Below are 11,724 nucleotides of genomic sequence, written 5' to 3'. Positions count from 1 at the left end.
GTTAGTTGGCCCGCATGCGAGGGAAGGTTTCTGAGTCTTCGATAGCATCTGCTTCCAGCATCGCACGGTAGATTTTGGCGGCCAAGGCCTCGTCGATGCCGCCCGCGCGCGCGCCCGCCTGTATCATGGCAAGCGACGGCTGCATGGGGACGAATTTAACACCCAGATCGACCTGTTCTTCCAGTTCGGCCAACGCCATTTCCAGGTTCGGCGAGAGTCGGTTGGTCTTGGAACCCATTTTTTTCTCTTTGTTGCGTCATGGTTGTTTGTTTTTGAATTCGCACGAATTCGGGTCGGACTACGCAAGCGGCGTGCCAGACACCCAATCCCTGGACTTAGGTCATAGGGCGATGACGCACACGTTGCCCGGTTCCCTCCGGCGTTGATGTGCTCTAATCTCCCGCCCGGAAACATGCCCGGAATGACAGCCGAAACCGATATGAAACCTAACGATTCCGCCATTTATCACATGTGTCGCCGGGACGAATGGTCCGCCGCCGTACAGGCCGGGGCGTACGGCGGGTCGTCCCAGGACATCGCCGACGGCTTCATTCATTTCTCCAGCGCCGATCAGGTCGTGCAAAGTGCAGCCAAGCATCGCGCCGGTCAGTCCGGGATTGTCCTTTTGCGTGTCGATCCGCAAAAACTGGGTGATGCCCTCAAATGGGAAGAATCACGGGGCGGCCAATTGTTTCCGCATCTTTACGGGCCGTTGCCCGTATCGGCGGTGATGGCGGTCTATGATCTGCCGCTCGATGCCACCGGCCGCCATCAATTTCCGGCCGAACTGAACCTGCAGGAAGCCCCATAGATGACCCTCGCCGACCGGCTGATGCCGGCCCTTCGCTGCCTTGATCCCGAAACCGCCCATTCCCTGGCCCTCATGGCGCTGTCCATGGGCTTGGCCCCGCCGGTGGCGACGGCACCGCGGCCGATCCTGAAGACCCGTGTATGGGGCATGGAGTTCACCAACCCCGTTGGCCTGGCTGCCGGGTTCGACAAGGACGCGCGCGTGCCGCAGGCAGTTCTCGGCCTGGGATTCGGGTTCACCGAAGTCGGTAGCGTCACCCCCAAACCGCAGCTGGGCAACCCCAAGCCGCGCCTGTTCCGCCTGACCGAAGACCGCGCGGTGATCAATCGCATGGGCTTCAACAACGGCGGTCACGATGCCATGGCCGCGCGCCTGAGCAAGTTCCGCGCCGGATCGATGGGCCTAGGCATTGCCGGCGTCAACCTGGGCCGCAACAAGGATTCGAGCGACGAAGTGCAGGACTATGTCCTGGGCGTCGAACGTTTGGGCGCGATGGCGAGCTATCTTGTGGTCAACGTCTCGTCCCCCAATACGCCGGGGCTGCGTACCTTGCAGGACCGAGGGCCGCTGACGGCGCTGCTGACGGCGGTCAAGGCGGCGCGCGACGGGTTGGCCAACCGTCCGCCGCTGCTGGTCAAGATCGCGCCGGACCTTGCCAGCGCCGATCTGGAAGACATCGCCGCCGTCGCCGCAGACGTAGGTATCGACGGCATCATCGCCACCAACACGACCATCAGCCGCCCGGCCGGCCTCCGCGATTCACAGAAAGGGCAGATCGGCGGCCTGTCCGGGGCACCTTTGAAGGCCATGGCCAAGAGCGTGATTTCCGACCTGTACCAGCTTGTCGGCCGCGACATCCCCCTGATCGGGGTCGGCGGTATCGCCACCGGGGCGGATGCCTATGCCCGCATCCGCGCGGGCGCCTCGCTGGTTCAAATATATTCGGCGCTGGTGTTCGAAGGCCCCTATCTGGCGGCGCGCATCGCGGCGGAATTGGCGGACCTTCTGGAACGCGACGGGTTCAAATCCGTCGCCGCCGCCGTCGGCGCCGATCACCGCTGAACCGGATCAGCCCTTGTTGGCTGCCTCGGCGCGTTCAAGCACCCCCTTCAACAGCTTGAAGGCGATGGGCGCCATGGCCACCAGGAAGATCACCCGCACCATGTGATGGACCGACACGAAGGCCACGTCGATGCCGAGCGACAGGCTGATCAGGGTCATTTCCGCAAGGCCTCCGGGCGCGAAAGCAAGCCATAGCGTGTTCACCGGCAGGCCCGTGAAATAACTGACGGTCCAGGCCCCGGCATAGGCGGCGCTCAGCATGAAGGTGGTGATGCCCGCCGCCTGGACCATGGTGCCGAACATTTCACGCAGGGAAATGCCCAGGAAGCGGCAGCCGATCGAGGCACCGATCACGACCTGGGCGAGGGCGACGATTTCCTGGGGCGGGCGGGCCTCGGTCAGGCCCGACATATGGACGATGGCCGAGACCAGGGTCGGCCCCAGAAGCTGCGCCGCCGGAAACCGCAGCCGCCGCGCCACGTAATACCCCACCACGGCGCAGGCGACGAGGATCGCCGCGTCCTTGAGGCGGATATCGGCCATGTTGCCGAGGGCGCCCATGTTGCCCGGCTGATAGCCTTCGAAAAACTTGAACCAGAACGGGATGACCAGCACCGTCAGCATGATGCGGACGGAGTGGTTGAGGGAAATCTTGCGGTCGTCGGCACCCATGGCCTCACCCAGCAGCGCCATTTCCCCGAACCCGCCCGGCGAGGCCGAGAAATAGGACGTTGCCGCGTCCCATTTGGCGACCCGGACCAGGTAGTAGGACACCATGGCCGTGATGCCGAGCGCATAGACCAGCAGCATGGACAGCGAGGCGATCCATTCAGAGGCATGGCGGATCGCTTCCGGCGTGAACCCGGCCCCCAGCATCACGCCGAGCACCGGCACCATGTAAAGGCGCAGGCGTTTCGGCCGCACCAGGGGAGCGCCCGACAGGGAGGCGATCACGGTGAATACCAGGGCCCCGATCATCCAGGGCAGCGGCATATGCAGTTCATGGAACAGGATGCCGCCGATGCCGCCCAGGGCCAGGGTCAGCCCCATGCGCAGGGGGCGGGTTTTCGGATTGCCTTCCGTCTCCGGGCCGGGGCCGGTGCTTTCCGGGTCGTTCTCTGCGTCGTCTGAAGCGGGTGCGGGGGCTTTGTCGTCAGCGGTCACGGTTCGAACTGCTCCTTGAGGATGCGTTCTTCCAGGTTATGTTCGGGATCGAACAGCAGCTCAAGGCGGTGGCTGTGGTCCTGATGGATTTCCACCCGTTTGACGTCGCGGACTTCGGTGTAATCGGCGGTGGCGCTGACGGGTCTTAACTCGGGCTGGAGGATCTCAAACGCGATCTCCGCCTTCCGCGGCAGCAGCGCGCCGCGCCAGCGCCGGGGCCGGAACACGGAAATGGGGGTCAGCGCCAAAAGATCCGCCCCCATGGGGATGATCGGGCCATGGGCTGACAGGTTGTAGGCGGTGGAACCCGCAGGCGTGGCGACCAGAACGCCGTCGCAGATCATCTCGTCCAGGCGCGCGACGCCGTCGATGAAGATGCGGATTTTCGCCGCCATGCGCGATTCCCGCAGCAACGATACCTCGTTGATGGCAAGTGCCGTGGTGGTGTTGCCGTTGACGTCCGTCGCCGTCATTTTCAGGGGGCGCAGGCTGACCGGTTGAGCACGGGCGATGCGCTCGGGCAGGTCCTCGGTCAGGTATTCGTTCATCAGAAAGCCGACCGTGCCCCGGTTCATGCCGTAGATCGGCGTGCCGCTGCCGATGGCGCCGTGCAGGCTTTCCAGCATGAAGCCGTCACCGCCGAGCGCCACGATCACCTCGGCCGCGTCGGCCGGTATGTTGCCGTAGCGATGGGCCAGGTGCTTGAGTGCTTCCTGGGCCTCCGGCTGCTGCGCGGCGACGAAGGCGATTCTTGAGACGGGGCGGGCGTCGGTCATGGCGGTCTTTGAAAAATCAGGGAACTTTCCGCAACTTAGCTGCTTAAGTGTGGTTGCGGAAGCCTCGCGGTAAATTCATACTCCCCGGTATGTCCGGCACCTATAAACCCGACGAAACCCGGCGGCAAATTCTCGAAGCTGCCTACGGGGTCATCCACCGCCACGGCTTCCAGGCCGCGGGGCTGACCGACATCCTGGCCCTGACCGGCGTCACCAAGGGGGCGATGTACCACCATTTCCCCAACAAGATGGCGCTCGGCTACGCCGTCGTGGACGAAATGGTGAAAGCCTATCTGGAGGACTGGTGGCTGGCGCCGCTGGACGCCGAAGGCGACGATGATCCTTTGGCCGCCATCGCCCGCACGATCCAGGACAACATGACGGGCCGGGTCCCAGCCATTCACCTGCTGGGCTGTCCCTTGAACAATCTGGCCCAGGAAATGTCGCCCATCGACGGCGGGTTCCGGCAACGGGTGGAAGAACTGTACCGTGCCTGGCGCCGGCGCCTGTCCCGCGCCCTCACACGCGGCCAGCATTCGGGCAAGGTCAACGCGGTGGCCGATACGGATGAGGCCGCGACCCTGATCGTGGCCGCCATCCAGGGCGCGTTCAGCCAGACCAAATCGGCGCAATCCATGGCGCCGTTCCATGACTGCATGGCCGGGCTGAACCGGTATTTGATGGGGCTGCGGCCTTAGGTTTAAAAAAAGCGTGGCTGAGGGTTGCAAGTTAAATTAGCCCTACCTAATTCTCCTGATGTAAGCATCATTTTTAGATGCATATTTGAAGATAGGAGAAACTCATGTCTGGAAAACCTGTTCCGAACGGACCGAGCCAAACCGGCAATCCCTCAGGCGGTGGCCGGGGAAACAATCCGCCCAAGGGAAAATAGACTAAGACGCTGAAAGGCCGCTGGGCCCGGCGGTCTTTCTTTTTGGTACAATGAAGGCCTTGCGAGATCGCTTTCCGGCCATCACCGTGGATGCCATGAAGGGGGCAGGGGAAGCCTTAGCCGTCCTTGGCTATTCCGCTGCCGTCTTGGCCAGGGCCTGTTCCCGGCGGCGGACGCTGCGCAGCCACAGCGCGGAGAGCAGGATCACCAGGATCACCGGCAGCATGGCGTAATTGACCCAGGCCCAGCCGAAGTAGTGGTAGACGCTGCCGGCCATCAGCGAGGAAACGGCCAGGCCCGTGAACAGCAGGAAGTCGTTCATGCCTTGCACCTTGGCGCGTTCGGCCGGGCTATGGACCTCGGTGATCAGGATCGTTCCGCCGGTAAAGGTGAAGTTCCAGCCGATGCCGAGCAGGATCAGCGCCGTGAGGAAATGGATGAAGGACACCCCGTTCAAAGCGACAAGGACGGAACTGAGCAGAATGGCCGCCCCCGTGGCGATGATGCGCACGACGCCGAACCGCTTGATCAGGTGCCCGGTCACGAATCCCGGCAGGAACATCCCGACCACATGCCACTGGATCACCAGTTTGATGTTCTCATGGCTAAAGACGACGGTCTTCAGCGTGCCCATGGTGACCGGTGTGACGACCATCAGGAAGTTCATCACCACATAGCCGAATAGGGCCGCAATCAGGGCGACGATGAAAGTCGGCGACTTCATGATGGTCCACAGCGGGCGGCCCGTATCGGCGTATTCCTGCTTGGTCAGCCGGGGGATTTGCGCAAATAGGATGACGACACCGGACAGCGCCGTGAGCGCCGCCATCATCAGAAAGGCCCCCTGGAACGGTACGTCCGTTATCCAATGCTTGGCGTAAAGGGCCGTTTCCGGGCCGAGGAAGGCACCGATGACGCTCATCGCAATGACGATGGAGACGTTCCGTTCCTTCAGGTGATCCGGCGAAACCTCGGCCGCGGCGAAGCGGTATTGCTGCGCGAAGCCGGTGTAGACCCCTGCGATCAGCAAGCCCACATTGAACAGGAGGAAGCTGTCCAGGGCGATCGCCTGGGCGGCGATCAGCGCGCCGACACAGCCCACCGCCGAGCCGAAGGCGAAGCCCCACCGCCGTCCCCAGGCCCGCATCAGAAATGCGGCGGGCAGGGTGCCGAGCGATGTGCCGATCAGCATCATGGTGATCGGGGCCGTGGCCAGGGCGAGGTCGTCGCCCAGCATCGAAATCGCGACCAGGGTCGCGGCGAAGAACGTGAGCGTGCGGCCACAGAAAAACAGCGCCTGGCAAATCGCGAGAATGACGAGGTTTTTCGTGCTGTGGAGGGCGGGGTCGGGCGTGGTCATCGCACAGCTATAGGCAAACGGCCCACTCCGCACAAGCGCGCTTAAACAGGGCGCTCACCGATTACCGTCGTGCGTTCCATATATCGGTCGGCGGAATAATCCGACACGGCGTAATGCATCAGTGTGCGATTGTCCCACACCAGGATGTCATGCGGCTGCCAGGCATGGCGGTAGAGGAATTCGGGTTGGGTCGCATGCTTGTAGAGATGATCCAGGATCGGGCGGCTTTCTTCCATCGTGAAGCCTTCGATATGCGAGGTGAAGCCCGGATTGACGTAAAGCGACTTGCGCCCCGTGTCCGCATGGGTGCGCACGATGGGGTGGACGCATTGGTTGGCGCCTTCGAAATCCTTGTCGATGACGACGGGCTTGGCGTATTGCGTCGCCGCCGCGACGGCGAAGTCGTGCACGGCGTTGAGGCGCCCCAGCACCGCCTTCATGCCGTCGGACAGGGCGTCGTAGGCTGCCGCCATGTCGGCGAAGATGGTGTCGCCGCCGTAAGGCGGAATTTGAATGGCGTAAAGGACCGAGGCCTGGGCCGGGCGGTCGCGGAACGAGACGTCGGAATGCCAGTAAGTGCCGGCGCCCTTGCGGCCCGTCGGCTCGCCCTTTTCATCGACCTTGTTGGACACCCGGTAGATCTGCGGGTAATCGGGATGCAGATAGCGCGACACCGTGTCCTGCAGGGGCGGCTGGCCTTCGTCATGGAACAGGGGGCCGAAGCGGCGGGAGAAGTCGATGTGCTGCTGCTGGTCGATGGTCTGGTTGCGGATGACCATGAGGCCGCCCGCTTCCTGCCAGGCCTGGCGAATTTCGCCGAACAGGTTGTCGCCGTTGCCGCCGGACAGATCCCGGCCCACATCGACGCCGGTGATCTCGACGCCCAGCGTGCCGAGGGGTTTCTTCTGGATGGTCATGGTCTCTGGTTTCCTTGGATGAGGCTCCGCCCTTTGGGCGTTGTTTTCCATTGCTTGAAAAATGATCCAGGCCCGGTTATTTGTAAATGAAATCACATTTCATCTGTTGAAACATTCGCAAGTGCCGGTATTCGGATCCCGCCCGACAGGGCCCGGTCCGGGCCGAAAGGAAACCATTGATGGGGTCGTACAAGCCGGTAAATGCCGCCCTTCGGGGCCTCGACGTGCTGGCGGCCGTCAACAAGCTGAAGGGCCGTGCGACCATTGGTGAGCTGCACCGAGAAACGGGCCTCGACAAGGCGACCATCGTACGCATGCTGGAAACTCTCATGCATGCGGGCTTCGTCGTGCGCGACGAACACCACACAGCCTATGAAGTGACCGGCAAGACCCTGCTGCTGTGTTCGGGATACGACCGCCACCGCGCCGTCGGGCGGATTGTCGGCCCCATCATCGCTGCGTTTCGCAACCGCTTCGGCTGGCCGTCGGATGTCGCCATCTTCGACCACGACGCCATGGTGCTGATTGAATCGTCGCGCGATGCGGGCTCGATCCTGGTCAACCGGTTGCCGGGCTACCGCGCGCCGATGCTGGGGACCAGCCTTGGCCTGGCCTATCTTGCCTTCGCCAGCGCCGAGGAACGCGCGGAAGTGCTCGACCGCGTCACGGCGATGCCCGCGGTATGGAACGAAATCGCCCGCGACCGGACCAAGGCGGAGAATTATCTTGCCGGGATCCGCGACCAGGGCTACGCCACCATGCACGAAGAATATTCGCGCACGGAATACGGCCGGCGCATTTCCACCATCGGCGTGCCGATCCTGGTGGGCGGGCGCTCCATGGCGGCCATGAACGTGCTCTATCTGAAAAGCGCCCTGCCCATGGCCGAAGCGGTCGCCACCATGGTCGCCCCCCTGAAGGCCTGCGCCGACGAGATCGCCGATGCCCTGACGGCCGGCCCCGGCTGACCGGGATTGCCGGGACAGTGGATCAGCCGGGTCGCTTGGCGGCGCTTATGCAGTCATAGAAAATGTGTTGTGCGTTGCCGCGCTGGGCTTCTTCTTCGTCCCAGGCCCGCTCGCGCATGGCCAGCAGCGCTTCGATGCGCTGATAGTCGCCGGTATCGGCAAGCTGAAGATTGATCTGATCGATGGTCTGCTGACGGGCGGCCTCGATGGAGGCCAGCAGTTCTTCCTGGTCGGCCTTGCATTTGACGGCGGTGATCGAGCCGCTTTCCGCCGTCGCCAGCCAGAGTGAGAGCAGCAGCGCCACCGCAATCAGGGGGACGGGCGCGCGGCGCCGGATCATCATATCCCAATCGTATTTTTGCCATCTGGACATGACGGAAACTCTATTCTTTACAGGGAAAGGTGGTCAATCCGCAGGGAACCGCAGAGGGCATCAGCCGCCGGTGACGCTCATGTGGCGGCTTACGGCCGGGCCGTCGCCGCGCCGTTCGATGACGAAATCATGGCCCTTGGGCTTGCGGCCGATGGCTTCGTCGATGGCGGTTTCAAGCAGTTCGTCACCTTCGGAGGCGCGCAAGGGTGCCCGCAGGTCGGCGGCGTCGTCCTGGCCCAGGCACATGTACAGCGTGCCCGTGCAGGTCAGGCGCACGCGGTTGCAGCCTTCGCAGAAATTATGGGTCAAGGGCGTGATGAAGCCGAGCTTCTGGCCCGTTTCCTCAACCTGGGTATAGCGCGCCGGGCCGCCGGTCTTGAACGGGATATCCGTCAGGGTCCAGGCCTGTTCCAGGCGTTCGCGCACCTTGGACAGGGGCAGGTACTGGTCCGTGCGGTCCTGGTCGATCTCGCCCAAGGGCATGGTTTCGATCAGGGTCATGTCGAAGGCGTTCTCACCGCAATATTCGATCATGCGGTCGAGCTCGTCCTCGTTGAAATTCTTCAGTGCCACCGTGTTGATCTTCACGTGCAGGCCGGCGTTGCGGGCGGCGTTGATGCCGTCCAGCACCTTGTCCAGCTTGCCCCAACGGGTGATCGCCTCGAACCGGTCGGGATCAAGGGTGTCGAGCGAAACATTGATGCGCCGCACCCCGGCGTCGACCAGCTCGTCCGCGAAGCGCGCCAGCTGGGAGCCGTTGGAGGTCAGGGTCAATTCTTCCAGATCGCCGGTCTTCAGATGGCGGCCAAGGGAGCGGATCAGCGACATGATGTTGCGGCGGACCAGGGGCTCGCCCCCGGTCAGGCGCAGCTTCTTCACGCCCTTGCGCACGAAGGCCGAGCACAGGCGGTCGAGTTCCTCCAGCGACAGGATTTCCGCCTTGGGCAGAAAGGTCATGTCCTCCGCCATGCAGTACACGCAGCGAAAATCGCAGCGGTCCGTGACGGAAACGCGGAGGTAGCTTACCGCCCGTCCGAAGGGGTCAATCATGCTGGTCATGGGGTCAGCCCAGTTGCATCCTCAAGATCGTGTGATGGCCCGATTTCGGGCCGCCGCCGGGTGGTTCGTATCCCGGCCGCCGTTATTCCGTTTAGTCATATCGCTATAAAGATAGTAAGGCCTGGCACCCTTGTCGCCTCAAATTTTCATGAGGAATTCCGCAGAATGGAAAGATGTCGGCGGTGCGAAATCCCATTCAGCCCTCCTTGTCCGTCTCTGGTGTTAGCCCCTTGGCCCGCATGTCGGCCTCTGCCGCCACGCGCATTTCATCGCGTTCGCGCAGGTAGTCCTGGGTCGTGCGGGTCATGGGCTTGGGCGCGCCGGCCAGCGGGTTGGCGACCTCGAACTGCACCAGCACGCGACAGTCGTCGCACATCTTGATGCGGTCCAGGGCCGCGCCCGGGAACATGGAATGGCCCTTCAGCTTGTTGGTCAGCTGGTTGATGGTGGCGCGGGTGCCATAGGGCTTGCCGCAGCGGATGCAGTGGAAGGGGTCTTCCTCCTTCTGCACGCGGGGGCTTTTGGCTTCGTCCTTGAACGACAGGCGGGGGGTCAGGGTGATGACCTTTTCCGGGCAGGTCTTGGCGCAGAGCCCGCACTGCACGCAGGCATCCTCGACGAACGACAACTGCGGCTTATCCGGATTGTCGCGCAGTGCCCGGGCCGGACAGGCGCCGACACAGCTGAGGCAGAGCGTGCAGCCCGACGCGTCCACGGTCACCGTGCCGAAGGGGGCGCCCGCGGGCATGGCGATCTCGTCGACCTTGTTGGGCGCGCCGGCGTGCAGCGTGTCGAGGGCCAGGCGCATGATCGCCCGCTTGCGGCCCAGGGGCAGGAAATCGCCCTGCGGCATGGCGGGCAGCTTTGCCAGGGACCAGAGCGCGTCTTCGACCGCCGAGGGGTCGTCCAGATGCAGATGGCGGACGCGGCCCGTGCCGTAGCCGAGCCCGTCCAGCACCGTGTCGGCGATGGCGATCTCGCCTTCCTGGGCCTGGGCTTCTTCGCGCCGTTTGGGCGGCAGCAGGATCAGACAATATGCTGCGCCGTAGGCGGCGGCGGACAGGGTCAGATCGAGGCCGACCTGCGTCACCTCGTTGACGGCGAAGGGAATACAGTTTGCGGGCAGGCCGCGGCCCATACGCGAGATCAGGCCGATGGCTTCCTCGCCCTGGTCCGCGTCGTGGATCAGCAGCACCGGATCGGTGCCGCCGGCCTTGGCATAGGTGCGCAGCACCGTGCGCGCGCGTTTGAACAATTCGTCGCCAAAGGGCAGGGCATAGGTCGCGGCCCCCGTCGGGCAGACCGAGGCACAGACGCCGCAGCCGCCGCACAGGTAAGGGTCGATTTTGACCCGCTCGTTATCCGGCGTGATGGCGCCGGCCGGGCAGTTGTCGATGCAGCGCGAACAGCCGGTAATGCGGCTGCGGGAATGGGCGCAGATCTTGTCGTCGTAATCGACATAGCGGGGCTTTTCAAACTCGCCGACCATGTCCGCCATCTCGAAGATGGCTTCGGCGACCAGGGCCGGGTTGCCGCGGTCCGGGTTGTAATAGCCGTCGCGCTTGTCCGCATGGGGGAACAGGGCGGGCCCGCCGCGCAGGTCCAGGATCAGATCGCATTCCGAGGTCCCGGCCTGTGGCTCGCCTTCCCACTCCAGGACCCCGCGCGAGGACGCCTTGGCCGGGATGAAGCCCGCGATGGCGACCTGGAACGCGCCCAGGTGCCCGCCGGCGCCGGTGACTTTCCCTGCGAACACGGGGAATTCCATGACCGCCGGCGGCGGCACGTCCTTGGCCCCTTCCAGGACCAGGGTGACGTTCAATCGCCCGGCGAGCTTGCGCGCCGCCTCGACCGCGTCCTCGCCCTTGCCCAACACCAGGGTCACGCCGCTGGATTTCATGGAAACGGAATGCGCCCCCGCCAAATCCATGGCGGCTTCGTTCAAAAGGGCGGCCATCTTGGCCGTCAGGTTGGTCGCGGCTTTTTTATCTTTGGCCGCATCGGACCAGCCTGCCTTTTCCCGGATGTTGGTGAAGGCGATGGCCGGGGGCGTGTCCATTTCGTCGATGGTTTCCAGGAACAAGGGCGCTTCCTGGGTGCAGGCGACCAGCAGGGTTTCCCCCGCCTGACCGGCAATGCCGGCGACGCGCTGGAATTCCTCGACCTGACGGCGGCATAGATGGGTCGCGACCTTCAGATCGCTGTCGGCGCCGGTATCTTGGCCACAAGCCTTTGCCAGCGCCTTGCCGTCGATCGACATGGTGCCTTCACAGTCGCAGACGAGGACGTGCTTCTCATTGAGCTTCATAAGACCGATGCTTCCCTATCCGGCGCCCTTCTGG

The 11,724-nt window shown here is 63.6% G+C and carries 12 protein-coding genes; 4 read left to right on the top strand and 8 right to left on the bottom strand.

The genetic code is table 11. The features are described 5' to 3' along the window. Window position 1: 1 nt before the first annotated feature. Window positions 2–238, bottom strand: coding sequence for a hypothetical protein (locus tag KFF05_12780; protein ID UTW50808.1), 237 nt, complete (start codon window positions 236–238; stop codon window positions 2–4). 231 nt (window positions 239–469) lie between these two features. Here KFF05_12780 and KFF05_12775 point away from each other — a divergent pair, with 231 nt between their 5' ends. Continuing rightward, window positions 470–811: a DUF952 domain-containing protein gene (locus KFF05_12775; protein UTW53705.1), complete on the top strand. Its 342-nt coding sequence runs from the start codon at window positions 470–472 to the stop codon at window positions 809–811. Continuing rightward, window positions 812–1,873, top strand: a complete 1,062-nt coding sequence (locus KFF05_12770; GenBank protein ID UTW50807.1) for a quinone-dependent dihydroorotate dehydrogenase — start codon at window positions 812–814, stop codon at window positions 1,871–1,873. Window positions 1,874–1,879: 6 nt separating this feature from the next. Here the strand turns inward: KFF05_12770 and KFF05_12765 are convergent, their stop codons facing one another. Both KFF05_12765 and KFF05_12760 read right to left on the bottom strand, forming a co-directional pair. Further along, window positions 1,880–2,923, bottom strand: coding sequence for an AbrB family transcriptional regulator (locus KFF05_12765; protein UTW53704.1), 1,044 nt, complete (start codon window positions 2,921–2,923; stop codon window positions 1,880–1,882). A 110-nt stretch (window positions 2,924–3,033) separates the two neighbouring features. Then, entirely contained in the window at window positions 3,034–3,813 is a 780-nt protein-coding gene (locus tag KFF05_12760) for an NAD kinase (GenBank protein UTW50806.1), read from the bottom strand. 89 nt (window positions 3,814–3,902) lie between these two features. Between KFF05_12760 and KFF05_12755 the strand changes: the two genes are divergently transcribed. Further along, a complete protein-coding gene (locus tag KFF05_12755) occupies window positions 3,903–4,511 on the top strand; it encodes a TetR/AcrR family transcriptional regulator (protein UTW50805.1) in 609 nt (202 codons plus the stop codon). Window positions 4,512–4,835: 324 nt separating this feature from the next. Here the strand turns inward: KFF05_12755 and KFF05_12750 are convergent, their stop codons facing one another. Further along, window positions 4,836–6,065, bottom strand: coding sequence for an MFS transporter (locus KFF05_12750; protein UTW50804.1), 1,230 nt, complete (start codon window positions 6,063–6,065; stop codon window positions 4,836–4,838). A 41-nt stretch (window positions 6,066–6,106) separates the two neighbouring features. After that, window positions 6,107–6,982: a TauD/TfdA family dioxygenase gene (locus tag KFF05_12745; protein UTW50803.1), complete on the bottom strand. Its 876-nt coding sequence runs from the start codon at window positions 6,980–6,982 to the stop codon at window positions 6,107–6,109. 179 nt (window positions 6,983–7,161) lie between these two features. Here KFF05_12745 and KFF05_12740 point away from each other — a divergent pair, with 179 nt between their 5' ends. Further along, on the top strand, window positions 7,162–7,950 hold the full coding sequence (locus KFF05_12740; protein ID UTW50802.1) for a helix-turn-helix domain-containing protein: 789 nt from the start codon (window positions 7,162–7,164) through the stop codon (window positions 7,948–7,950). A 22-nt stretch (window positions 7,951–7,972) separates the two neighbouring features. Here KFF05_12740 and KFF05_12735 read toward each other — a convergent pair whose 3' ends face one another. The 3 genes from KFF05_12735 to KFF05_12725 all read right to left on the bottom strand — a co-directional run bounded on the left by KFF05_12735 (window position 7,973) and on the right by KFF05_12725 (window position 11,690). Then, window positions 7,973–8,323: a hypothetical protein gene (locus KFF05_12735; protein UTW50801.1), complete on the bottom strand. Its 351-nt coding sequence runs from the start codon at window positions 8,321–8,323 to the stop codon at window positions 7,973–7,975. A gap of 60 nt (window positions 8,324–8,383) precedes the next feature. After that, on the bottom strand, window positions 8,384–9,373 hold the full coding sequence (gene moaA / locus KFF05_12730) for a GTP 3',8-cyclase MoaA (protein ID UTW53703.1): 990 nt from the start codon (window positions 9,371–9,373) through the stop codon (window positions 8,384–8,386). Window positions 9,374–9,578: 205 nt separating this feature from the next. Continuing rightward, window positions 9,579–11,690 carry a 4Fe-4S binding protein gene (locus KFF05_12725; protein UTW50800.1) on the bottom strand — a complete coding sequence of 704 codons (2,112 nt, stop codon included), beginning with the start codon at window positions 11,688–11,690 and terminating at the stop codon, window positions 9,579–9,581. Between the last annotated feature and the right edge of the window lie 34 nt (window positions 11,691–11,724).

It is taken from the genome of bacterium SCSIO 12827 (assembly GCA_024397995.1).
Lineage (GTDB): Bacteria > Pseudomonadota > Alphaproteobacteria > Rhodospirillales > Casp-alpha2 > UBA1479.
Note: the sequence above shows the minus strand (reverse complement) of the source record. Positions and strands in the feature narration are given on the sequence as shown.

Coding starts and splice junctions, on each gene's coding strand:
- KFF05_12770 (UTW50807.1), top strand. CDS start 812: ATGACCCTCGCCGACCGGCTGATGCCGGCCCTTCGCTGCCTTGATCCC.
- KFF05_12755 (UTW50805.1), top strand. CDS start 3,903: ATGTCCGGCACCTATAAACCCGACGAAACCCGGCGGCAAATTCTCGAA.
- KFF05_12750 (UTW50804.1), bottom strand. CDS start 6,065: ATGACCACGCCCGACCCCGCCCTCCACAGCACGAAAAACCTCGTCATT.
- KFF05_12725 (UTW50800.1), bottom strand. CDS start 11,690: ATGAAGCTCAATGAGAAGCACGTCCTCGTCTGCGACTGTGAAGGCACC.
- KFF05_12745 (UTW50803.1), bottom strand. CDS start 6,982: ATGACCATCCAGAAGAAACCCCTCGGCACGCTGGGCGTCGAGATCACC.
- KFF05_12780 (UTW50808.1), bottom strand. CDS start 238: ATGGGTTCCAAGACCAACCGACTCTCGCCGAACCTGGAAATGGCGTTG.
- KFF05_12760 (UTW50806.1), bottom strand. CDS start 3,813: ATGACCGACGCCCGCCCCGTCTCAAGAATCGCCTTCGTCGCCGCGCAG.
- KFF05_12765 (UTW53704.1), bottom strand. CDS start 2,923: ATGGGGCTGACCCTGGCCCTGGGCGGCATCGGCGGCATCCTGTTCCAT.
- KFF05_12735 (UTW50801.1), bottom strand. CDS start 8,323: ATGTCCAGATGGCAAAAATACGATTGGGATATGATGATCCGGCGCCGC.
- KFF05_12775 (UTW53705.1), top strand. CDS start 470: ATGTGTCGCCGGGACGAATGGTCCGCCGCCGTACAGGCCGGGGCGTAC.
- KFF05_12740 (UTW50802.1), top strand. CDS start 7,162: ATGGGGTCGTACAAGCCGGTAAATGCCGCCCTTCGGGGCCTCGACGTG.
- moaA (UTW53703.1), bottom strand. CDS start 9,373: ATGATTGACCCCTTCGGACGGGCGGTAAGCTACCTCCGCGTTTCCGTC.